Below are 21,065 nucleotides of genomic sequence, written 5' to 3' on the forward strand. Positions count from 1 at the left end.
TTACAGAGCTCCTTTTCCAAATCCGGGGATGCTGGTCTTCTTTTCAATCCGGGCAAAGAGCCACATCCCGCCATAGTTGAGAAGGATATAGATCACCGCCGCAATGAGAAAGACGGCCATCGGTTCGGCGGTATTCGAAACGAGCTGGTACGACTTTGCCAGGATCTCGGCCACACCGATCGCGTAGCAGACGGCCGAGTCGGTGAGGAGGATCGGGTACTCGTTCGACCATCCGGGCAGGGCGATCCGCATCGCCTGCGGCAGGATGATATGCCGGATCGCCTGCGGCGTGCTCATGCCAAGAGAGCGCGCCGCGGTCATCTGCCCCTCGCCGATCGACTGGATCGCACCCCGGAAGATCTGGGACTGGTACGCCCCTGACCGCAGGCCGAGCACCGTGAATGCGACAACAAAGGGGTCGTCGGGAAGGCCGAGCATCGGGAAGATCCCGAAGAAGAAGAGGAAGAGAAGGACAAGGTTCGGCAGACCCCTGAAAAACCAGACATACACCCCAATGAGAGCCCTGAGGGGTCGAGGGCCGTAGACCTGCCCGACGGCCATCGGCACTCCCATCAGGAGACCGAGCAGGATGGACGCAAGGACCAGAGAAAGCGTCTGCACTATACCCGGGGCAAGATACAGAAGAGTCTGGACAATAAAGACTGATACGTCGGTCACCCGGCTTCACTCCACTGCCAGGCGGCTTGGTACACACATCATGGCGGCACTACTCACGTTAGATTATAAATTGGGCACCATCCTTGAAAAATGTAGAGGGGGAGGTCCGGCCGGGCCGGTCTACTCCATCTCGTACTTCTGCTTCAGCTCTTCCCACTTCGGAGAGGCCATCAGCTTGTCCAGGCCTTCGTTGATGGTGGCGAGGAGTTCGGTGTCATCCTTGCGGATTGCAACGCCGTATTCCTCGTCGGTCTGGATCTCGCCGAGCATCACGAGGGGCTTACCCTCGATGGACTTCTTGATCACCGGGACATCGTACATCACAGCGTCGACCCGCTTGTTCTGGAGGTCATTGAGAGCAAGCTGGATGTTGTCGTAGAGCTTGAGGTTGTCCTCAGTCATCTTGCCGGTCTGGACCAGGTTCTTGTCGAACCAGTCGTGGGCGGTGCAGCCGCGCTGGGTGCCGAGGACGACCTTGCCCTCCTTCACGTCGTCGAGGGTGACGGTGGCGCCCTCGCGGACGGCGACGGCCTGGTTGACGATCCAGTAGGGCTTGGAGAAGTTAACCTTCTCAAGGCGCTCGGGGGAGATGGACATACCGGAGTAGACCATGTCGATCTTCTTCTGGAGGAGCGACGGGATGATGCCGTCCCAGGCCATCGGCTGGATCTTTACGTCAAAGCCCATTTCATCGCCGATCCACTGGATGGACTCGACGTCGAAACCGATCGGGTTGCCCTTCTCGTCCATGTACGAGTACGGCTTGTAGTCGCCGTCGATGCCGACGATATAGAGGGGCTTTTCGGCAGGAAGGGTCACGTTTGCCGCGGGGGCAGTCGTGTTTGCCACAGGGGTGGTGTTCTCCCCGGGGGTGGGGGTCGGCACGGGAACCTTCGTGTCCGTGCCGGTGCAACCGGCGACGGCGAGCATACAGAGGATCGCCACAGAGATCAGGGCGGTCAGAATCTTCGCGTTCATAAAGTAAGTTCTCCCCATGGCCATATATAGTCATTATGAATCTTTGGCGAGGATGAGGACGCCGTAAAATGAATCACATGCGAATAAACACCCAATAGTTTCCCATCCCGCGGGTACTGGAACGGGGAGCAGGCCGGCATCGATAGGCAAATGCTATCTTTCCGCAGGCCAAGGGAGGGGTATGCTCATCGGGATCATGGCCGACACTCATGACCGCCTCCCCCTGATCGAAGAGGCGGTCAGAGTGCTGAACGAGGCGGGAGTGGATCTTGTCCTCCATGCAGGCGATTTTATCGCCCCTTTCACTCTGGACACTCTGGCCAGATTGAAGGGAGACATGGTCGGGGTCTTCGGGAACAATGACGGGGACCGGGTTCTCCTGTCGAAGAAGGCCGCGGAGTATGGCAACATCGATCTGCATAGCGCATGCGCAGAGGTCGATGCAGGCGGCCTGGCCATTGGTCTCGTCCACGGGGACGACCCCGCACTCCTCGCCGCCCTTCTGGAGGACGGGTCCTACGACGTCCTGGTCTCTGGCCACACACACCGCCCCCTTATCGGGCGCTATGGCCGGACCCTTGCCATCAATCCCGGGGAAGTCTGTGGCTATCTCACCGGGACGCCGACCGTCGCCCTCCTCGACACCGCGACGAAGGAGACACGTCTGATCAGGCTGTAAGGGTTTCGCGCGGGTGTCTTTCACTCTCTCGGGTGTTCTCCATTGGGCCAGAAAGGGGAGAAGGGGTGGTCTGGGTGAAACCTCTCGCCGGGAAGACGGTGAAAGAGGTGCGGGAGGTGCGAGCTTGAGAAAACCAGTAGGTTTTCGAGCATCAGTCCCCCGGGGGGCGAGGCCACCCGGACCCCCCATCATTATGATAAGAGGGGATGGCAATCTCCCTTCTCAAAGCAGAGACGATTATACCCAGAAGAGAATTAACCCTGCCTTCTCCGCGAAAGAATCCCGACAAGCCCGACCGCTACAAGAGGGAGCAGGGCCGGGAGGGCCAGTTTTGTCGGCGCCGTCGTCACCGGTTGGGTCGAAGGTTCAGGGAAACCGATCGGCGGGTTCACGACGACGACGAAGCTCGATACAGGCTGCGGGCCCGGGGGGATGATCTGCCCGCCCGAGCAGTCGTACGCCGACGCCTGTCCTCCGAGGAAGGTGACAGAGATGCTGGAGTTGTCGTTCCTCCCGTTGAAGAATGCGGTCTCGCCCGGAGCAAGGGTCTGCTGGAGCACGGTTCTCCCCTCGCTCGTGATCGTGACATTCGCTACCGTTGCCGGGCAGACCGATCCGGTGCAGTTCGCACAGTCGGGACGCGTATCATAGCGGAGGGCATAGTCGCCGGCAAGGGAGACAGGCAGTTTTGCCGGGTCGCCGACGATCATGGTGGCATACGGCACATCGGCCGACTCGACGGTCCTGCCCACGGCGATCCAGGGACCGCCCTCAGCATTGACGGCGGTGGCCGCGACTGCATCCCCCACGTGAAACGCAGAAAAGACACGGGCGTCAGGGACCGCACCGGTCACCAGACGTCCAGACACCGGCGACCAGCCGCACAGGCGGGTTCCGTTCTCGTACCTGCATTCGTACACCCCATCAGGGGCGAGGGTCATCGTGCCGTTCTCCGTGTCGAAAGATGCAATAGACCCTTTCTCTTTCACTTCAAGAAACACCGCCGACACCGGTGCCAGGAGGCACAGGCAGACAGCGGCGGCGATCAGGGCTCCGGGCAGGGCACAGGCCAGCGATCTTCGCCAATTCATCATACCAGCGATGTCGACCTGACGTCTCAAAAATGCGATGGCCCTGATACGGGGCCCCACCAGTACTTCATCAGATATAGAGCCCCATATTCCCGGGATGGAACAGGCAGTACGCGGCGACACCGTCCGTGTCACCTACACCGGGACACGGGAGGACGGCACTGTCTTCGACAGGTCGGAGGAGCCGCAACAGATCGTCATCGGAGACGGGACGGTCAACCCCGCTTTCGAGGAGGCGCTCGTCGGCATGGCGCCGGGCGAGACAAAGACCGTCTTCCTCCCGGCGGAAGAGGCCTACGGCCTGTACAGGAAGAGACTGGTCTTCAAACTGAAGAGAAAAAACCTCACCATCCCCGGGGAGTTGATACCCGGCGGGATCGCCAGGATCAGCCTGACAAAAGGCAACACTTCCCTCGTCACCATCAAAGAAGTCACTGAAAAGTGGGTTATCGTGGACGCAAACCATCCCCTTGCAGGCCACGACCTCACCTTCGCACTCACTCTCGTCGGGATCGAACGGAAATCCGGGGAGTGAGGAGGGCGCGGTGCGGGGCCGCAACACTTATCCCCGGCCTGCGAGGAAGGGGTGCGATGGACCAGATAGAGACCGTCCGCATCTACGACGCCCTGACCGGCGAGGTACGCAAGAGGCAAAGGTGCCGCCTCACCGAGGACGAGTGGCAACAGAGACTCTCCCCCGGGGCATTCAGGGTGGCGCGGCAGGCCGGGACAGAACCGCCCTTCACCGGCCTGTACCACGACTGGAAGGAAAAGGGACTCTACGCCTGCATCTGCTGCGGGACCCACCTCTTCTCCTCGGCGGCAAAGTTCGACTCTGGCACAGGCTGGCCGAGTTTTTCCGCACCTGTCTCTGGCCTCAACATCAGGACACAAACAGACCGGAGCCACGGGATGGTGCGGACCGAGGTGCTCTGCGCCCGGTGTGACGCCCACCTCGGCCATGTCTTCGACGACGGACCCCGACCAACAGGCCTGCGGTACTGCATGAACTCGGCCGCGTTCAGGTTCGTCCCGGCAGACAGGGAGATATATAACCAGAAATAGCGATTTTCTTCTGACATGGACACAAAAGGCGGCAAAGCAGATACCCTCAGGACACGGACAGAGGAGGCGATCAGGGAAGCCGAAGCCGACCGGCAGAAACTCCTGGAGCCGCACAGAGTCCACACCATCGAGAACATCATCCTTGTGGGGAGCGTCCTCCTCTGTCTCATCCTCCTTCTCCTCCTCCCTGCCTTTCACCTCTTCTGGATTGTCGCAAGTTTCCTCCTGTACATGGTCCACCCCTTTGTCATGTTCATCCCCTCCGGCGGGACCGGGGCACGCCCGAAAAAGGAGGACATCCTCGCGTATACCCGACTCCTGAAAGATATCGGGGCAATAAAAGATAGCGTCAGGGCCAACACGAGCGGCATTGCCGAGATATTCTGGAACCTCTTCTTCGTCAACAGCCAGCCCCTGACACCGGGGTTCATCCTGATTTATGCCGTCGACGTCCTCGTCGCCCTCATCCTCTTTATACGGGGCGAGTTCACCATGAAGCTTGCCGCCCTGATATCCCTGCAGGCCATCGCAATCATCGCGTTTTACGGTGTCATATGGGGAATGAAACCCTACTCGCCCGGGTTCTTCAAAAAACTGATCAACCTCCACCATGACCTGAAGACCGAGTTTGGCGGCGGGGCATGGACCATCCTCCCTGTCCTCCTCATCATCGGTGCAGGCGCCGCCTTCTCCGGCACCATCATCATTGCGGCGATGCTCCTCCCGGGCATGACCTTCGGCCGCCTCATGGACGTCGAGGAGATCACCATCCTCGGTACCCTCCTCCCGGTCGTGCCTATCCTTCTTGCCCAGTTCGTGATCGTCCGTTCACTCCAGGGACGGTACTCCCGCGTCCTCCTTGAGACTATGATCGCAGACAAGATCCGGGTGCTAAAAGAGGAGATCCTGCCGGAAACAGAGGGGGGGCGGGAGATCAGTCCCGAAGCCCGGGAGTCGCTCGGGAGGGACGTGACCGCCCTGAGGGCGTACCGACCTGACACCCACCATATCGGGGGATATTTCAGGGTTTATATGATCGTCCCGAACATCAGGCTGATCTTTGAGCGAAAGAGTGAGGAGAGCGGAACAGGCCGCCTGAAAGAAAGGGGCGCCTGACCAGTCCCCTGATCAGTAGGCATCAAGACGGTCGAATTCGTCCTCGTACCCATCATCTTCACTGTCATCACGCCGCCAGTCCTGGTCTTCATAGCACTCGGGACAGAGGTCCTGCGGCCAGCGGTCGGTCCTGTACGGGCGTTCACAGTACGGGCAGATCCTGACGTAGGCACGGCGACACTCAGGGCAGAGAGAAGAGCCCTCATCGTCATCTGATCTGGGTGTGAATGATTCTCCGCAGAGCTCACATTGAACCTGCCTTTTGGCCGCCTGCCGATGGCTGCCACAGCCTCCGGCCGCCTCACACCCACATGCCGAAAGACCGTCTCCATCCGTTGTTCTTGCTTTTCGTGGCATAAATTCCATGTACCTCTCAAATTTTTCCCGGTATTAAAGTTTTCATTCAGAAGGAGGGCGGATCTAAAAAAAGAACAAAGAATCATGAACAATTCTCATCCCTGCCACAAAAATTACGGCGCTCCGTGGCCGTACATCCCCCTGCCGTCAGAGCGCGTATCTGTCTCGCTCCCACCCACCGCAAATTCCACATACCAGGGGCGCATATCGACCCGCACCGATGGCCGGAGAAGGGAATACGGTGCATGGGGCAGGGGCGGTAGCCGGGGGCATCCACCAGAAACTCAGGAGGAGAAAATATCTCATCCTCACCCTCTCACTTGTTCTCCTCCTCGTTCTCTATCCCTATATCGGGACCATCACCCAGGCGAACGCCTTTCTCAAGGCCCTCACCTCCGCGGTCCTCGTCGCCGCGGTCTATGCGGTGAGCGAAAGGCGGGGGACATTTATCATCGCCATCGTCCTCGGCGCCTTCGCCTTCATTGCAGGGTGGTCGGGTCTCCTCATCCCTGCAGAAGAGATCAAAACCGTGGAAAGCATCATCAACCCCATATTTTTTGCCTTTGCAACCGTGGCTGTCCTGCGATCGATCATCAGGGGCAGGGTGACCGACGACGTCATCTACGGGGCGATCGCCGTCTACCTCCTCCTCGGACTGACATGGGGGTCGGCCTACACCTACCTGGAATCCGTACACCCGGGGTCCTTTCTGGTCGCACACGCCACAGAGGCCGGAGGGCAGCCCGGCTTCTCCGACCTCCTGTATTACAGTTATATAACCCTCACCACCGCGGGCTACGGCGACATCGTGCCTCTCACCTCCCAGGCCCGTTCCCTTGCCTTTCTTGAATCCGTATCAGGCGTCCTCTTCATGGCCGTCTTCATCTCACGGTTGATCGGGGCGCTCTCCTCCTCGAAAGATACCGCCAGTGAAGAAAGGGAAGAGAAGGATACGGATCAGAAAACAGAACGATAATAACTGCGAATTTTTTGGAAGTCTTGGGAAGATATTTGTAGCCGCACGACCGACTACAGCTGATTATCATGCGGACACGAACCATTTTCCTCTGTGCCGCCCTCATGGTGCTGCTGGCCGCCGGCGTCTGGAGCGCCAGTGCCGCGACAGACAACGCACCTGAGGAGCGACTGATCCATGCCTCGGGGACCGGCGAGGTCACCACAACGCCCGACCGCGCCGTCATCTCCGTCGCCGTCGAGAACGAGCACACCGATCCGAAGGAGGCCCAGGCCGTCAATGCCCGCGAGATGGCGAGAGTGACCGATGCCCTCAAGGCCGCGGGCATCGCCCCCGAGGACATGAAGACGACCGGCTACTCCATCTGGCCCGAGTACCCGGAAAACGACAAGCCCTTCAGTTCCCAGAAAGTGACCTACCATGTCACGAACACCCTTGAGATCACCCTGAAGGACGTGACCCGGGCGGGCGAGATCGCCGATCTTGCCGTATCGAACGGAGCCAACCGCGTCAACAACGTCTACTTCACCCTCAGCCCGGAGAAGGAACAGCAGTTCAGGGGTGAGGCCCTGACCAATGCCGTCCAGAAGGCGAGGGCCGATGCCGACGTCGTCGCGGCGGCCTCGGGCGTGAACATCACCGGCATCCAGGACATCTCCATCGGCGGGATCTATGTTCCCTTCTACGAGAACACGCAGTTCAGGGCGATGGATGCAAAGGCGACGGGTGCCCCGGTACCGACGCCGGTCGAGGCAGGCACCATCAAGGTCACCGCCTCGGTCACCATCGCCTACATCATCCGCTGAAAACCTCCCTCCCCCTTTTTTTCAGATTTTCAGAGGGCCGGATGCATGATCTCCCAACCCCCGGCAGGCAAGTCTGTGCCCCTGCACCTGAAGACAGAAATGCTTCATACCCGGATGAACTCCCAACCTTTTTTAGCGCCCTCACCCACAACATATATAGGAAAACTGTCAAGAAATCTCTACAAAATACGGGATTCGAATCGAAATACAGATACAATCATCACAGATCAGGGATTTTGAACATGGAAAGAAGCATTGGATTCAAAGAAAGACGATATATCGAGGAGTTGAGGATCCTCACCAGATCTGTTGCGGTGGACTGCCTCGTCGACGAGAGGTTCGACCGGATCATCTACGTCATAAAACCCGGGGACATGGGCCTTGCAATCGGTAAAAAAGGAGAAAATATCAGGAAGATGCAGAAGGTGCTCGGCAAGAGGATCGAGATGGTCGAATATGCCGAGGAGGAGAAAGACTTTATCACCAACATCTTCAAGCCCGCAGAGGTTGTCGATGTCCGTGCTGACGAGACCGGCGAGAAACTGGACGTCTTCGTCGGGGAGAAGAGCCATCTCGGCATCGCGATCGGGAAGGGAGGGAGCACCGTGGAGAAGGCGCGGATGCTTGTAAAACGCTTCTTCGGCCATGAGATCGGGGATGTCATCCTCAACGAGGAGGAGGAAGAGGCATGAAAGACCTCGCCGTGATCGAAGAACTCTGGGCCGTGATCAATGACCGCGCCGCACACCCGTCGCCTGACTCCTATGTCTCGTCCCTCCTGACCCACAGGAAGGGCATCGACAAACCCCTCGAAAAAGTCGGGGAAGAAGCGACCGAGTTCATCCTCGCGGTCAAAAACGGCGTCGACCAGAGAACCGTCGAGGAGGGGGCCGACCTCTTCTTCCACTTCCTCGTCGCCCTGAAAGCCGCGGGCATAGATTTCGAGGACGTCCTCGCCGAACTGGAGTCCAGGCGGAAGTGAGGGTTGGGAAAGCGCTCTGTGAAAAATGCCGCGGGGCATATTCAGGGAGCCCGATCACCCCCCTTATTGATGATATTTTATCCTGAAAGAATTCAATTTCAGGAGTGCCGGAGAGGTTTTCCGCGAAGATCGACTCTAAAAAACCCCAGAGAAGTATCACTTCCCGGAGAGAACTCTGGAAATTTTCTGTTCTGAAGTGCTGATGGCAGGGGACGAACGCCCGGTTATCTGAAGAAGAGAGGGCAAGTCCACCCCCGTCCTAAAGTGGGGTGGGGGACGAGGATTTCCTATTCTGTCTTCCCTGGTCCTATCCTGATTGAGGATGACCAAAGGGAGTCAAGAAAATCTTTGATTTTTGAGTTCTGTAGATATTCCCCGGATCTGATCTCCATGACGCCTGCATGTCAGAGCGTGAGGGCGTGGGCCGCGGGACACGGCGGACCAAATACGCCCGGATCTGCCTTCGAATAGGGGATCCCGCCTCCCATTCGGGGTCATACCGGGGAGATCCGGCGATCCGGGTGTATCGGCGTCCGTGCGCGAAACAGAATGAAATCCGGCAGGACTCAACGCCCTCAGGTCGCCGATATGATTGCGGGTAATGTCCCCTTCCTCCCGGCCCCCCTGGTGCCGGGGAGGAGGAGGGAGCGGGGCTGGAAAATGCCCCGATCCGGGCTCTGGAGATACCCCGATATAAGGGTTTCAACAGAGCCGATTTTTCAAAAGTCTCTCCTTCAGGAGAGATAGGTGGCAAGGTCGACAAAACCCGGGAGATCTGCCTCTTCTATCCCTGCATCCGTGGCCACCCTCTCCTCGACCGAGATCGGCGCTCCGGCCCGCAGGGCGATCGCGATCCCGTCGCTCGGCCGGCAGTCCAGACTCTCTTCGGCACCTTCCCGTGCCGAGATCAGGCGGGCATAGAAGATACCCTCACGCAGGTCATCGATGTGCAGCCTGACCACCCCGATCCCGAAGCATTCCAGCATCGCAAGGAAGAGGTCATGGGTCCCCGGGCGCGGGAGGACGTCATGGTTCAGGGCATTGTTGATCGATATCGCCTCCCACAGGCCGATATAGATGGGAATCGACCTCCCCGCCGAAAGGGCGAGGAGGACGGCCGGCACAGCCCCGGCCGCTCCGGTCGCCAGAAAGACCCCCTTCACCTGCACCTCCATCGTGCCCATAGGAGGGGGAACATCCTCATCTGAGTTAAGGGTTGTGGCAGGTCAGTGCCTGGCCACCTCGCGCTTGAGGATGCCGATGCTCGCCGCAAGGCCGACGGCGATATTGAAGTAATAGAAGATCATCCGCCAGAGGAGGACGAAAACGCCGACGATCGACGAGTTCACGAATATCCCGTAGATCGAGGTGGCGCTCACCTCGGCAATCCCGGACCCGCCCGGCGTCAGGGGGATCATCATCAGGAGGGCGATGATGATCTGGGCGATGAACGACTCCACCAGGTACGGCTTTTCCCCGAGGCCGACAAGGATGATCGAGGCGATACCAAACTCCACGATCCAGAAGAGGGCCGTGAAAACCGCTCCCCAGACAAGGCCCGCCTTCCCGTGGTTGACAAACTTGCTCAGGCCGCCATGAAAGTTATCGACCTCGGTATCGATCCGCTCAAGGAGGAGGTTCAGTTTCTCCACGTTCCTCCTCGACTTCCTCCGCTCCAGCCACACCGAGATCCGCCGCAGCCAGCCCTTCAACACCTCCGGATTCCTGACAGAGTAGACAAAGAGGAGGACGAGCGCGGCGATGATCGCCCATGATGCATAGACCAGCGTCGAATTCCCGCCCCCGAGGCTCTGCCACTGCTGGCCCAGAAGGACCATCGTGACAATGCTGATGGCTGCAAGGACCACACCGTCCAGGATCCGTTCCATGATCACGACCGCTGTGGCATCGCCGAGGCTCACACCGGCACGGTAGAGTTCATGGACCCTGACCGGTTCCCCTCCGGCCTGGGAGGGCGTGATCGCTGCAATGAGGAGGTTTGCAAAGACCGCATTGAGACAGTGGAAAAAACCGACATCATACCCGAGAGACCGGGACATCGCCTTCATCCGCATGGCCCAGAACCCGAGTGCGACGATATGGGCCAGCAGGGCAAGGAGAAGGTAGAACGGATTGAGCCGTGCGAGGTATTCCAGCGTGGTCTCGTCGAATGTAAAATACAGGACAAGTATGAGCACGATAGTGCTGAAGGCAATGGATACCCCGAGCCACTTCCACTGAGACTTTTTCATCCGGCCTCCGCAAGCACCCCCGAAATCAGCAGGGTACGGTATTTGCTCCTCTAAGTTTACGGGACGGTACTATAAACCCTTTGAGGATTGACGGCACAAAACGGGCATTCATACCGTGAATATCTCCCGTGAGCCGGTAATCACAAAGAGGCCGGCCTGAACCCCGGCATCAAGCCATCCGTACCCGTACGAATACCACCCAAGGGCCTCAGCACGTCGCCCGCACCCGGCATGGCCCTGCCCGTCTGCAAGGGCCGACCGACCTGCCTCACGCACCCGGCATGCGGCGGAGAACATCGGGGTCTCCGCGTCGGGGGCCGGTTCGACAGACGAGAGGGCCTGCGAGAGGAGACGCTCGTACCGGGCAGTCTTCTCCTCAAGGTGGCCGGCAAGGGACGGCGGGATAGGCGCCGCAAAGTCGTACGAGGAAGGGACAGCCCGCCCGCCGTACAGGCCGAGATATGCCCCGGCGTCCAGCCAGCCGAAGGCATAGGCAAAACTCGCATGGGCATTCACGAGGTCGCCCCGCTCCGCAAAGACCCGCCCGTCGGAGAGGTACGACTCGGCCATTCTGAGGACACAGGCCTCGACCTGTGCAAGCGCCGATCCCTCCGGGACGGCAGGGACAATCGCACAGAGAGCCGCCTCCAGGGCGTCGCCGGAGAAGGGAGAGGTCATAGGCCAGCAAAGGCCGAGAGATATTCCCTCTCCATCACGTGGAGTTCGCCCGGGACGACGAGGATATGGAGGGGGCCGCCGAAGTCCACGCCGGCAAGCGCCTCAGCCGTACCGGCCGCGACGACAGGCGCAGGCGACCCGGCCCGCGCCACGCCGATATACAGCGGGACCGAGATGCCGCGGTCCGCTGCCATCTTCTCCAGCATCGCCACCGCCTCAGGGACACGCATGTACCGGTCCGGCTGGATGTCCAGGTACACCAGGGTGTGGAGATTTTCGGCCATATTGTGCTCGATCACCTCGATCGGCGTCGTCGGCGCCCACTTCCCGTAAGGGAACGGAAGGGAGCAGGACTTGCCGAACCGGTAGTTCTGCAGCCCGGTCAGCCCGCAGACCGCGCTCACGATCGAGGCGCCGTGGATGATCGCCGTCTCGACCCCCATCGCCGCCGCCCTGATCCGCAGGTCGATGTGAGTGGTCGAGACCATCGGGTCACCGGCCGTCAGGAAAGCGACGTCCTCGTCCTTCGCCAGCGCAAGAAAAGACTCCGGATGTCCCTCGACATCGTCACGGTACAGGTACCGCACCTTCTTCCCGAAGAGTGCTTCCATCTTCTCGGGCGTCGCCCCGGTCAGCACCGAGGTATAGTGTTCGAGAAAAACATGATCAGCCCGCCTGATCCGTTCCAGACCCTTCAGGGAGAGGTCGGTCTCGTCATAGAGGCCAAGTCCGATAAATGTCAGCATAGTGCATCACTCATGGGGGGTACAGGGCACATCTATCTTGTGGAGAGGAGGGAGACGCGGCCTCACGCCGGGTCTGTGCTCCGGGTGATCAGACAGACCAGGGCGTCGAGCACGCCCATCGCCCCGTCCGGGTCCAGGGCCGAGAAGGGATGGAGCGGCGTCTCCTCAGGGAGAGAGAGGGCCACCCGCAGGTCCCGGTCAGGCACCCTCTCAGGAAGATCGCCCTTGTTCACCGCCACGACAAAGGGCGCGTCCATCTCCCTGATCTCGTCCAGGATCGCACGCGCCCGGCCGAAAGACGCCGTGCTGGTGCCGTCCACCATGAAGACGACGCCGGTCGCGTTGGTGAGCAGGTGCCTGATGATCGGCCCGAAGTGCTCCTGACCGGGCGTACCCATCAGGGTGAGGTCAAAACCCCGGCAGGTGACATGGGGATGGCCGACGTCCATCGCCACCGTCGTCGGTGACCCCGAGACACTTATCCGGTCGGACGAGACCGACGTCTCCGAGAGTGTCCTGATGAATGTGGTCTTCCCCGCGTCCACCGGGCCGGTGACGACGATCTTCGGGAGATAGGGGATGAGGTAGCCGTCGTCCCCGACCACGAAGGGGAGGGGCATGTCAGGGGCGCGGGTCCAGGACAGGTGTTCTATCCTGAAGTGGTTCAGAAAAAGGAAGTTCTCAAACCCCTCGCCCACCGAGAGCACCAGGTCGAAGGGAATGCCGGCCGAAAGCGCCCCGAGGTGGTCGCGGTCATAGAGGTTGAGGTATTCCACATAGAGGGTCAGACCGAGCCTGCGGCACACCCCGACAAAGAGGGCGAGGGCCTCCTCGGTCCCGAGGGCGTCGCAGATCCGGTTGCAGTAGAGGAAGACGGTATCGATCCCGCAGTCCGCGGCAAGGGAGGCGACGAGGTCATCCCACGCCGCCGCCTCAGACAGGGGAGTGGCCGCCCTGTTCCCGTGGATCTCGTCGAAGACGGAAACGTCAAGGAGATCGAGGTGTTCCTCCGGGGAAAGGGCATAGGGTGTCCCCGAGAGGTCGGCACGATAGGCACCGGCCGTCGTGTACGGGACGATCACAAGGCAGCGCCGGCCCAGGTCGTGCGCACTCCTGAGGGCGCTGTACAGTAACTGCTGACCGTCGACGCCAGGAGCAAGGGAGAAGAGCGCCAGACCTCCCGGCGGCATGCCGCCGCCCAGCAGTTCGTCGAGCGCCGGGATACCAATCGGGATCATGGCTCCACCACCAGGTCGTCGCCTTCAAAGTGGTAGCGCACCCGCGGGGAGACCCTACCCGAGAGGTCCTGATAACGCAGGGCATGGACCCCGGGGTCGCCGTCACATGCCTCCACCTCGATGATCCCGGTCATCAGTTGCTTCAGGGTGGAAACCGTCTTCTCGTCGACAGATTCCGGATTGAGGAGATAGACCCCGACGCCGTTCATCCTCCTGATGCGGGCAGAGAAGATGTGGAAGAAACGATAGATCGCTTCGAGCTTCGTATAGATCAGAAAACTGGAGAGGGAGTTGACACAGACCCTCACCTGCCCGGGCGCCGCGTCCCCTGCATCCCCGGCCCTCTGGACACCGTCCAGGATCTTCGTGAACTTGATCCCTATGCCTGTCAGGTCGGCCGGACTGCCGACGTACTTCACCCATTCGGTGTCGGTGGCGCCAGGGACCACACTCTTCGTGATGCAGTCCAGGACCCAGACCCGCCCGGCGTCCTCGCCAAAAGCAGTGCAGACGCTCGGCGCGTCCTCGTCTGTGGAGATGACGACAGTATAATCGGTCTCTGCCGGGCGCACCAGGGCATAGGCGAGGCGTTCGGCGTCGGAAAATGGCGGGGCAAGGAGGAGAATATTGGAGGGCGGCCTGATCTCGCCGATCCGACCATCTATCTCCCTGACACCTGCACAGATCCGGTCCATCGCCACTTACCCTGTGATCAGATGTATGAGTGCCCCGACACAAAATCCGATCGCAATCGTGTAGGCCGAGACCGCGACCGTCACCCTCGCACCCATCTCCTTCAGGAGCACGGCGATCGTCGAGATGCAGGGGACGAAGAGGACGCTGATGACGGCGAAAGTATAGAGCTGGACCGCGCTCATCACCGAGGCAAGGTCCGCGGTCCCGGCAAGGACGGCAAGGGTCTCAAAGGCCATCTCCTTCCGGAGGATGCCGAAGAGCAGGGCGGTCGTGGCCGATGCAGGCAGGCCGAACAGGCCCTCGGAGATCGGGGTGACAGCCTCGGAGAACGCGGCGACCCAGCCGAAGTAATCGAGGGCGCCAAGGACGACGCTCCCTGCAAGGAGCAGGGGCATGGCAATGAAGAGGAACTCCTTGATCCGCTGCCAGGACTTTTTGATGACGAGCGCAGCGTCGGGCCGCCTGAGAGGGGCCATCTCCAGGATCATGCCGTACTGCCCGCCGGGGATCGAACGGGCAAGGAAGATGCCGGTCAGGATGATGAGGGTAAGGACGATGAAATAGACCGAAAGCGCGGCGCCGAGGCCGACGAAAGCGGCGACGATCCCGGTGATGATCACTGTCCGCGCAGAGCAGGGAACCATCGTGATCAGGAAAGCGGCGATCGTCCGTTCCCTCGTCGTCCGCAACTGCCCGGCCGCCATCACCGCGGGTACATTGCAGCCGAAGGCCATCACCATCGGGATGATGGCGCCGCCGTGAAGGCCGAGGCTGTGCATCGCACGGTCGGCAAGGAAAGCCGCACGCGTCAGGTAGCCTGAGTCCTCGACGATGGAGAGGAGGATATAGTAGATGAAGACGAAGGGGAAGGCGATCCCGAGGCCGGCGACAATGGCAAGGAGCGCCGCCATCACGATGGTGTGGAGGAGGGGAGGGAGGGCGAGGGCCGAAAAGGGCTCGATCAAAAAGACGGAGAAGGCCTCCACGATCACTCCCTCGATGAACGATCCGGCGGTAAAGACCACGAGGAGCATCGAGAGGAGGACGGCAAAAAGGATCGGGATCCCGGGAAAGGACTTCGTGAGTAGCCGGTCCAGGGAAAAACGGCGGTCCGGTTCCCGCGCCCCGACCACCTCGCCGCAGATCTGCCGGGCGCAGAGGTGGCGGTTGGCGGCGATGATCTGGCCGGGTGCCATGTGATTGCGCGACTCGATCTCTGCGGCGATCGCCCGCGCCCCTTCGAGGAGGCTGTCGTCGTGTCCGATCCCCTGAAGGGCCTGAAGGGCAGGAAGGCGCGGCGCCCCGTACATCTTCTCCATGCTCCGCACGGCCGCCTCGATCTCAGGGGTGTACGGCACGGACAGCCCGGAGACGGCCGCATCATGCACGGCCGCCGGCACGATCCGGTCGATGTTCTGCCCGAGAGAGGCGGCGGTCTCGATCACCGGCAGGCCGAGCAGTTCGGAAAGCCGCTCGCGGTCAATGGAGAGACCCTGCTCCATCGACTCGTCGATCATGTTCAGGACAACGACCGTCGGGATCCCGTACTCGGCCAGCTGGAGGAGGAGGTAGAGGTTCCGCTCCATCCGGGTGGCGTCGAGGACGGCGACCACCCGGTCGGGAGGTTCATTGACGAGGTACGAGCGCACCAGTTCCTCTTCCTGCGAATCGCCGTCAAGAGAATAGATCCCGGGGAGGTCGACGACCTCCAGAGGGAAACGCCGGTAACAGAGTTTCCCCTGCAACAGCTCCACGGTCGTGCCCGGATAGTTCGAGACCTCGACGCCGAGGCCGGTGAGCTGGTTGAAGATGAGCGACTTGCCGACGCTCGGGTTCCCGACGAGGGCACACTTCATGCCGTCTTCTCCGCAAAGATCGTCGAGGCAATCTCGGGCGATAGGGCGATGTCGGCACCCTTCACCGTCACGACGACGGCATTGTTCCCGAGTTTGCGCTGAAGGACAATCTTTTCACCGGGAATGACGCCAAGATCGATGAGCCGACGGTTCTTGCCGATACACCGGATCATCGTGACCTCCACGGTGTCCCCCTCGGCGAAATCAAGGAGCGTGTGCCTGGAGTGTCGACCGGCACCTGCCCCGGCCCCCCGCCGCATCGCCCTGTGGCGGCCCGGGTCCTGGATATATGTCGAGAGACGGTCGATCGTCTCTTCGGAAACGCCGTGTTCGAGGACACATGCCTCCTTCGAGGCCGCACCCGTGTCCATGCCGAGCATCTCGGAGAGGAAGCACTCGAGGACGCGGTGTTTCCTGAACACAATCTCTGCAGCCGTCTTCCCCTGCGGGGTGAGCAGGTAGCCGCCGTCCTGCAGGACGATGTCCTCGTCGGCGACGAGCGTCCGGAGTGCCGCCACGACCTCGGCGGTGTCGGCATCCACCGCTCCCCCGATCCCAGCTTCGCTCACAGGCCGGCAACCTTTGCCGGAGAGGGTGAGGATCGCCTCAAGGCAGTCTTCCCGGACAGAAGAACTCATACATACATTGTAGGGGCCAGTGATTTTATGGATTTGCTTCCCTGCAGAACCAGAGCCTCCGCCAACCCCTATATAGGGAGGAGGCCATCCTGTTGCATGGCGATGGCGAACCGGCAGGTGGCCGCGGTGCTCGAAGAGATCGGCCAGTTGCTGGATATCCACGGCGAGAACCCGTACAAGGTCAGGGCCTATGCAAGGGCCGCCGAACTCATCGGCATGCTCGACCGCCCTGTGGCGGCGATGGACAGGGAGGAACTGGAGACGATCCCCGGCATCGGGAAGGCCCTCGCCGAAAAGATCCGGGCGATCGCCGCGACCGGAACCTGCCCCGAGAGGGACCGCCTCCTTGCAGCGACGCCGCAAGGTCTCCCCGCCCTCCTCGCTCTCCAGGGCGTCGGCCCGAAGACGGTCGGCCGCCTCTGGAAAAACCTCGGCATCGAGGGGATCGACGACCTGGAGGCGGCGGCACGGAACCGCCGGCTCAGGGCACTGAAGGGTTTCGGGCAGAAGAAGGAGCAGGAGATCCTGCGAGCAGTCGAGGAGGCCAGGAAGGGCGCGGAAAGGATGACCGTCGCCGAGGCCAGTGCGATCGCCGCCGCGATCCTCGCCGTCCTCCCCGGCGAGGCGCGTGTTGCCGGGAGCCTGCGCCGCGGCAGGTCCACCATCGGCGACATCGACATCGTCACCACCGCACACCCCGGCCCCGCGAACCGGGCCCTGCGGGCTCTCGCGGAGAGCGTTGTTGAGGAAGGGGAGAAGAAGACCTCCCTGCGGATGCGGGGGAGGCAGGCAGACATCAGGTACGCCCGCACCGGCGAGGAGGGGGCGATGCTCCTCTACCTCACCGGTTCGAAGGCTTTCAACATCCGCCTCCGCGAGATCGCCCGGACACAGGGGATGCGGCTGAACGAGTACGGCCTGACAGAGATGGCGACAGGGCATCTGTCTGTCTACCGGACAGAAGAAGAGGTCTTTGCCGCCCTCGGCATGGCGCCTGTGCCCCCTGAACTGCGGGAGGACCGCGGTGAGATCGAGTACGCCCTCCGCGGCGCCATCCCCTCCCTCGTCGACGAAGCCGATATCAGGGGCGACCTCCATGTCCACTCTGACTGGAGCGACGGAGCCATGAGCCTCGACGAGATCGCCGCCGCGGGAGAGGAGAGAGGATACGAGTATGTCCTGGTCCCCGACCACTCGGCAAGCCTCGGGGTCGCGCACGGCCTTGATGCCGCACGCCTGCAGAAACAGCAGGAAGCGATCAGGAGGGTGAATCACACCGCCGCCTGCACCCTCCTCTCAGGCGTTGAGGTGGACATCCTCGCCGACGGGAGGCTTGCCCTGCCGGTGGCCGTCCTCGACGACTGCGACCTTGTCGTCGCCTCGGTCCACTCGGCCTTCAGGCAGGACGCCGATAACATGACCCGCCGGGTGATCGCGGCGATGGAACACGAGCAGGTGGACATCATCGGTCACCCGACCGCGCGACTCATCGGGAGGCGGCCGGCCACGGCGATCGATATGGCACGCGTGATCGATGCGGCGTCGGCGACAGGAACAGCCCTTGAGATCAATGCCTCGCCGGCGCGCATGGATATCGATGATATTTATATCAGGCAGGCAAAAAAGAAAGGCGTGAAACTGGCAATCGGGACTGACGCGCATTCTGCCGGCGAACTCGGCCACCTGCACTACGGCGTCGCCCTCGCCCGGCGGGGCTGGTGCGATGCCGGAGACGTCCTCAATACCCGGCGGCCTGCCGATCTACCGGGGCGGTGCCGGTGATCAGGTGGCTGTACGAGCAGATCCTTCGCCGCGACCTGGAAAAACTCCCCGGCCAGATCTGTTTCATGATCACCGGCGAGGACATGGTCGAGGCCCCGGAGAAGGTCTTCGAGGTGAGCGAGTGGTGCCGTGAGATCGGGCTTGGCGGCGCCACCTTCCATATCTCGACACAAGACTCCTCCGAGATTGTGCCCTATCTCCCGGCCATAAGAAAGATCGCGACGATCGCCTGCCTACGCCTCCATGTGGGCGACCAGATCGAGACGAGCGGAGAGGGAATGTGCGTGACCGTCGCGGCGGGCAAGAGCGGGCGCGAGGAGATCGCCGAATGCATCAGGAAGATCGCAGAAGAGGGAATCACCCCGGAGGCGATCGACGAGGAAACGATCGAGCGCCACCTCACCTATCACTGCGCCCCCGACCTCGTGATCAAGACCGGAGGCAGTCACCTTACCGACTTTCTCATCTGGCAGTCGGTCTACTCGGAATTTTTCTTCTCAGACGTGAACTGGAAATGGTTCAGGAAAATCGATTTTCTCAGGGCCCTGAGAGACTTCCAGGCACGGGCCAGGCGCTACGGCGCCTGACCTACCGGGAACCCCGCATCCTCTGGTCGTACACCCTGATCGCACGTAAAAGGTCGATCTTTCTGAAGACCGGCCAGTAGGGCGCGCAAAAATAGACCGCACACTCGTTGCCGTTTGCCATCCAGGGGAGGAAATTCGAAGTCCGGCGTTCATTCCCTGTCCTGAGGATGAGGTCGACGGGAGGGAGATGGATGCCGTCATAGAGGTTGCTCTCCACGGTCTGCGGGGTGATCTCGTCAGGGGCGATGCTCCCGTCCTGCACGCCGGCGGCGATCTTCCGCGCGGCATGGACGATCTCGTTCCTGCCGCCATAGGCGAGGGCGATATTCAGGTAGTACCGACTGTAGTTCCTCGTCGCCTCTTCCGCGGCCTCGATAGTCTGGAGGAGGTCGGGCGGGAGCATCGAGCGGTCGCCGATCATCTGGACCCGGATCTGGTTTTTGTGGACGCGCTCGTCGGTTTTCAGGGCGGCGAACTTCTCCTTGAAGAGTGAGAAGAGATACTCCACCTCGGCACGGTCGCGGTTGAAGTTCTCGGTCGAGAAGGAGTACAGGGTGATCGTCCGGACACCGATCTCCCGCGCCCATTCGAGCACCCTCTCGGTCACCCCGGCGCCCGCGCGGTGGCCTTCGATGGTGTCCAGGCCGAGAAGCCTTGCGTACCTCCGGTTGCCGTCCTGGATGATGGCAATATGGCCGGGGATCTGGACGCACTGCCACTGGAGATAGCGCTCGTACAGGGGTTCGACCCTCTCCCTCAGGCTCAGAGTGGCGTCACCTCCAGGACGATACCACCATTCGGGTAGCGCTCCACGATCTCCTTCTTGCCGGGGAGGCGTTCCCTGAGTTCGGCAAGCACCCACCAGGCCATTTCCACATGGGTACCGGAGACTTCGAGATCATAAATATCTTCCTTGAGGGCCTGCGGGACCTCCCCGCCCTCGATTTCCAGGACGCCGTAGACGATCGTGCCGTCGTCGGTGATCTCGTCGAAGGGCCTGGCCGTGTTCTCCGCGATCCTCTTCAGCCTTTCCCGCAACTGGACCGAGTCCTTGAATGCCGACGAGCAGACGTGGACCTTCTCATCGCCGAGGAGAGGGGCGGCCCATGCCACCGCACCGCCGACGGCATTGTGGAGGCCGTCCTCCAGATCGAGGTTCCGCTCGCGCATGGCATCGGCGTTCGTCTCGCTCCACTCCAGTTCATTGATATTGAGAAAGTCGAGTTCAGGCAGGATCGCGGCGAGGGCTTCGAGGCCGGGAAGGGACGGGACCTCGATCCCGATGGAAAAGCCGAGGTCACGGGCAATCCGCACCGAGGCGGCGTACGGGCTTTTCAGGATCCCGGCCCAGGCCTCCTGCGGCGGGTGGAGGCGGACCTCGTCCACAAGCCCGCGCAGGGGTTCGAGCTGCGCTTTTTTTGGGGCGATACCCGTATAGAGGTGGATATGGTGGTCGGGCCCGAAGTGCTCCTTGAGGAGACGACAGTACCTGACGACGTCGTCGAGGACCAGGAAGGGTTCGCCGCCGGTGACGCCGGTGCCGAGCGCGCTCATCATCTCAGCCTCCTCGATGATGTCGTCGAGGCTCCCGACCAACCGGTCGTTTGCATAGACGACATCCAGATTCCGGCGCGTGTCTGAGAGGGGGCAGTACCAGCAGTTCCTGCCGCACCGCCCGGTCACGAAAAGGACCATCTTGGCCCCTTCATAGCAGAGGACGCAGCCGTCGGCAAGACGTGGCATCCGGTCGTCAGGTTCGATCATATCAATAGTCTCCAGAGATCAGATGGAGCATATATGTGACCGCGTGCAATCTTAACGCTATCCCAGCAGGCAGGTGCACTGTTCTGAAAGACATATATAC

At 61.2% G+C, this 21,065-nt stretch carries 23 protein-coding genes; 10 read left to right on the top strand and 13 right to left on the bottom strand.

Annotated features, from left to right (window positions below):
* Both BP869_RS04460 and BP869_RS04465 read right to left on the bottom strand, forming a co-directional pair.
* Complete coding sequence (locus tag BP869_RS04460; protein ID WP_342677261.1) at nucleotides 1-678, bottom strand: amino acid ABC transporter permease; 678 nt, start codon at nucleotides 676-678, stop codon at nucleotides 1-3.
* A gap of 120 nt (nucleotides 679-798) precedes the next feature.
* The gene (locus BP869_RS04465) at nucleotides 799-1,656 is read right to left on the bottom strand and encodes an ABC transporter substrate-binding protein (protein ID WP_342677263.1); all 858 of its coding nucleotides are present in this window, start codon (nucleotides 1,654-1,656) and stop codon (nucleotides 799-801) included.
* 181 nt (nucleotides 1,657-1,837) lie between these two features.
* On the opposite strand from BP869_RS04465, the gene BP869_RS04470 reads away from it, so the two are divergent.
* Nucleotides 1,838-2,335, top strand: coding sequence for a metallophosphoesterase (locus BP869_RS04470; protein ID WP_342677265.1), 498 nt, complete (start codon nucleotides 1,838-1,840; stop codon nucleotides 2,333-2,335).
* A gap of 254 nt (nucleotides 2,336-2,589) precedes the next feature.
* Here BP869_RS04470 and BP869_RS04475 read toward each other — a convergent pair whose 3' ends face one another.
* Nucleotides 2,590-3,429, bottom strand: coding sequence for a hypothetical protein (locus BP869_RS04475; protein WP_342677266.1), 840 nt, complete (start codon nucleotides 3,427-3,429; stop codon nucleotides 2,590-2,592).
* Nucleotides 3,430-3,523: 94 nt separating this feature from the next.
* Here BP869_RS04475 and BP869_RS04480 point away from each other — a divergent pair, with 94 nt between their 5' ends.
* The 7 genes from BP869_RS04480 (at nucleotide 3,524) to hisE (ending at nucleotide 8,728) form a co-directional block, all read left to right on the top strand.
* Nucleotides 3,524-3,961: an FKBP-type peptidyl-prolyl cis-trans isomerase gene (locus BP869_RS04480; RefSeq protein WP_342677267.1), complete on the top strand. Its 438-nt coding sequence runs from the start codon at nucleotides 3,524-3,526 to the stop codon at nucleotides 3,959-3,961.
* Between the two features lie 56 nt (nucleotides 3,962-4,017).
* On the top strand, nucleotides 4,018-4,491 hold the full coding sequence (msrB, locus tag BP869_RS04485) for a peptide-methionine (R)-S-oxide reductase MsrB (RefSeq protein WP_342677268.1): 474 nt from the start codon (nucleotides 4,018-4,020) through the stop codon (nucleotides 4,489-4,491).
* A gap of 15 nt (nucleotides 4,492-4,506) precedes the next feature.
* Nucleotides 4,507-5,607 carry a hypothetical protein gene (locus tag BP869_RS04490; RefSeq protein WP_342677269.1) on the top strand — a complete coding sequence of 367 codons (1,101 nt, stop codon included), beginning with the start codon at nucleotides 4,507-4,509 and terminating at the stop codon, nucleotides 5,605-5,607.
* A gap of 598 nt (nucleotides 5,608-6,205) precedes the next feature.
* Complete coding sequence (locus tag BP869_RS04495) at nucleotides 6,206-6,940, top strand: potassium channel family protein (RefSeq protein ID WP_342677270.1); 735 nt, start codon at nucleotides 6,206-6,208, stop codon at nucleotides 6,938-6,940.
* Nucleotides 6,941-7,008: 68 nt separating this feature from the next.
* Nucleotides 7,009-7,746: an SIMPL domain-containing protein gene (locus BP869_RS04500; RefSeq protein ID WP_342677271.1), complete on the top strand. Its 738-nt coding sequence runs from the start codon at nucleotides 7,009-7,011 to the stop codon at nucleotides 7,744-7,746.
* 242 nt (nucleotides 7,747-7,988) lie between these two features.
* Entirely contained in the window at nucleotides 7,989-8,438 is a 450-nt protein-coding gene (locus tag BP869_RS04505; protein ID WP_342677273.1) for a NusA-like transcription termination signal-binding factor, read from the top strand.
* Nucleotides 8,435-8,728 (top strand): phosphoribosyl-ATP diphosphatase, encoded by a 294-nt coding sequence (hisE, locus tag BP869_RS04510; RefSeq protein WP_300165135.1) that lies wholly within the window; start codon nucleotides 8,435-8,437, stop codon nucleotides 8,726-8,728. The genes BP869_RS04505 and hisE overlap by 4 nt, the downstream gene beginning before the upstream one ends.
* 734 nt (nucleotides 8,729-9,462) lie before the next feature.
* On the opposite strand, the gene BP869_RS04515 is transcribed toward hisE, so the two are convergent.
* The 8 genes from BP869_RS04515 to BP869_RS04550 all read right to left on the bottom strand — a co-directional run bounded on the left by BP869_RS04515 (nucleotide 9,463) and on the right by BP869_RS04550 (nucleotide 16,832).
* Nucleotides 9,463-9,912 (bottom strand): bifunctional nuclease family protein, encoded by a 450-nt coding sequence (locus BP869_RS04515; RefSeq protein ID WP_342677278.1) that lies wholly within the window; start codon nucleotides 9,910-9,912, stop codon nucleotides 9,463-9,465.
* 42 nt (nucleotides 9,913-9,954) lie between these two features.
* Entirely contained in the window at nucleotides 9,955-10,980 is a 1,026-nt protein-coding gene (locus BP869_RS04520; RefSeq protein WP_342677280.1) for a flippase-like domain-containing protein, read from the bottom strand.
* Nucleotides 10,981-11,088: 108 nt separating this feature from the next.
* Nucleotides 11,089-11,658 (bottom strand): DUF357 domain-containing protein, encoded by a 570-nt coding sequence (locus BP869_RS04525; RefSeq protein WP_342677282.1) that lies wholly within the window; start codon nucleotides 11,656-11,658, stop codon nucleotides 11,089-11,091.
* Entirely contained in the window at nucleotides 11,655-12,404 is a 750-nt protein-coding gene (dph5, locus tag BP869_RS04530) for a diphthine synthase (RefSeq protein WP_342677283.1), read from the bottom strand. Before dph5 ends, BP869_RS04525 begins: the two co-directional genes overlap by 4 nt.
* A gap of 62 nt (nucleotides 12,405-12,466) precedes the next feature.
* Nucleotides 12,467-13,642, bottom strand: a complete 1,176-nt coding sequence (locus BP869_RS04535; RefSeq protein ID WP_342677284.1) for a GTP-binding protein — start codon at nucleotides 13,640-13,642, stop codon at nucleotides 12,467-12,469.
* Nucleotides 13,639-14,337 (bottom strand): DUF7504 family protein, encoded by a 699-nt coding sequence (locus tag BP869_RS04540; RefSeq protein WP_342677285.1) that lies wholly within the window; start codon nucleotides 14,335-14,337, stop codon nucleotides 13,639-13,641. Before BP869_RS04540 ends, BP869_RS04535 begins: the two co-directional genes overlap by 4 nt.
* Before the next feature lie 6 nt (nucleotides 14,338-14,343).
* Nucleotides 14,344-16,194 carry a ferrous iron transport protein B gene (feoB, locus tag BP869_RS04545; RefSeq protein WP_342677287.1) on the bottom strand — a complete coding sequence of 617 codons (1,851 nt, stop codon included), beginning with the start codon at nucleotides 16,192-16,194 and terminating at the stop codon, nucleotides 14,344-14,346.
* Nucleotides 16,191-16,832 carry a metal-dependent transcriptional regulator gene (locus tag BP869_RS04550; protein ID WP_342677289.1) on the bottom strand — a complete coding sequence of 214 codons (642 nt, stop codon included), beginning with the start codon at nucleotides 16,830-16,832 and terminating at the stop codon, nucleotides 16,191-16,193. The genes feoB and BP869_RS04550 overlap by 4 nt, the downstream gene beginning before the upstream one ends.
* Before the next feature lie 96 nt (nucleotides 16,833-16,928).
* Between BP869_RS04550 and polX the strand changes: the two genes are divergently transcribed.
* Nucleotides 16,929-18,614, top strand: a complete 1,686-nt coding sequence (gene polX / locus BP869_RS04555; RefSeq protein WP_342677291.1) for a DNA polymerase/3'-5' exonuclease PolX — start codon at nucleotides 16,929-16,931, stop codon at nucleotides 18,612-18,614.
* A complete protein-coding gene (locus BP869_RS04560; RefSeq protein ID WP_342677293.1) occupies nucleotides 18,611-19,201 on the top strand; it encodes an undecaprenyl diphosphate synthase family protein in 591 nt (196 codons plus the stop codon). Before polX ends, BP869_RS04560 begins: the two co-directional genes overlap by 4 nt.
* A 1-nt stretch (nucleotide 19,202) precedes the next feature.
* On the opposite strand, the gene uppS is transcribed toward BP869_RS04560, so the two are convergent.
* The gene (uppS, locus tag BP869_RS04565) at nucleotides 19,203-19,967 is read right to left on the bottom strand and encodes a polyprenyl diphosphate synthase (RefSeq protein ID WP_342677404.1); all 765 of its coding nucleotides are present in this window, start codon (nucleotides 19,965-19,967) and stop codon (nucleotides 19,203-19,205) included.
* Nucleotides 19,964-20,965, bottom strand: a complete 1,002-nt coding sequence (locus BP869_RS04570; RefSeq protein ID WP_342677295.1) for a radical SAM protein — start codon at nucleotides 20,963-20,965, stop codon at nucleotides 19,964-19,966. The genes uppS and BP869_RS04570 overlap by 4 nt, the downstream gene beginning before the upstream one ends.
* Nucleotides 20,966-21,065 lie beyond the last annotated feature (100 nt).

This window comes from Methanofollis sp. UBA420, from assembly GCF_002498315.1.
Taxonomy (GTDB): domain Archaea; phylum Halobacteriota; class Methanomicrobia; order Methanomicrobiales; family Methanofollaceae; genus Methanofollis.

What these genes read in the sequence shown, in the direction of transcription:
- BP869_RS04465 (WP_342677263.1), bottom strand. Translation starts at nt 1,656, where the DNA reads ATGAACGCGAAGATTCTGACCGCCCTGATCTCTGTGGCGATCCTCTGT.
- BP869_RS04470 (WP_342677265.1), top strand. Translation starts at nt 1,838, where the DNA reads ATGCTCATCGGGATCATGGCCGACACTCATGACCGCCTCCCCCTGATC.
- BP869_RS04475 (WP_342677266.1), bottom strand. Translation starts at nt 3,429, where the DNA reads ATGATGAATTGGCGAAGATCGCTGGCCTGTGCCCTGCCCGGAGCCCTG.
- BP869_RS04480 (WP_342677267.1), top strand. Translation starts at nt 3,524, where the DNA reads ATGGAACAGGCAGTACGCGGCGACACCGTCCGTGTCACCTACACCGGG.
- msrB (WP_342677268.1), top strand. Translation starts at nt 4,018, where the DNA reads ATGGACCAGATAGAGACCGTCCGCATCTACGACGCCCTGACCGGCGAG.
- BP869_RS04490 (WP_342677269.1), top strand. Translation starts at nt 4,507, where the DNA reads ATGGACACAAAAGGCGGCAAAGCAGATACCCTCAGGACACGGACAGAG.
- BP869_RS04500 (WP_342677271.1), top strand. Translation starts at nt 7,009, where the DNA reads ATGCGGACACGAACCATTTTCCTCTGTGCCGCCCTCATGGTGCTGCTG.
- BP869_RS04505 (WP_342677273.1), top strand. Translation starts at nt 7,989, where the DNA reads ATGGAAAGAAGCATTGGATTCAAAGAAAGACGATATATCGAGGAGTTG.
- hisE (WP_300165135.1), top strand. Translation starts at nt 8,435, where the DNA reads ATGAAAGACCTCGCCGTGATCGAAGAACTCTGGGCCGTGATCAATGAC.
- BP869_RS04515 (WP_342677278.1), bottom strand. Translation starts at nt 9,912, where the DNA reads ATGGGCACGATGGAGGTGCAGGTGAAGGGGGTCTTTCTGGCGACCGGA.
- BP869_RS04520 (WP_342677280.1), bottom strand. Translation starts at nt 10,980, where the DNA reads ATGAAAAAGTCTCAGTGGAAGTGGCTCGGGGTATCCATTGCCTTCAGC.
- BP869_RS04525 (WP_342677282.1), bottom strand. Translation starts at nt 11,658, where the DNA reads ATGACCTCTCCCTTCTCCGGCGACGCCCTGGAGGCGGCTCTCTGTGCG.
- dph5 (WP_342677283.1), bottom strand. Translation starts at nt 12,404, where the DNA reads ATGCTGACATTTATCGGACTTGGCCTCTATGACGAGACCGACCTCTCC.
- BP869_RS04535 (WP_342677284.1), bottom strand. Translation starts at nt 13,642, where the DNA reads ATGATCCCGATTGGTATCCCGGCGCTCGACGAACTGCTGGGCGGCGGC.
- BP869_RS04540 (WP_342677285.1), bottom strand. Translation starts at nt 14,337, where the DNA reads ATGGACCGGATCTGTGCAGGTGTCAGGGAGATAGATGGTCGGATCGGC.
- feoB (WP_342677287.1), bottom strand. Translation starts at nt 16,194, where the DNA reads ATGAAGTGTGCCCTCGTCGGGAACCCGAGCGTCGGCAAGTCGCTCATC.
- BP869_RS04550 (WP_342677289.1), bottom strand. Translation starts at nt 16,832, where the DNA reads ATGAGTTCTTCTGTCCGGGAAGACTGCCTTGAGGCGATCCTCACCCTC.
- polX (WP_342677291.1), top strand. Translation starts at nt 16,929, where the DNA reads ATGGCGATGGCGAACCGGCAGGTGGCCGCGGTGCTCGAAGAGATCGGC.
- BP869_RS04570 (WP_342677295.1), bottom strand. Translation starts at nt 20,965, where the DNA reads ATGATCGAACCTGACGACCGGATGCCACGTCTTGCCGACGGCTGCGTC.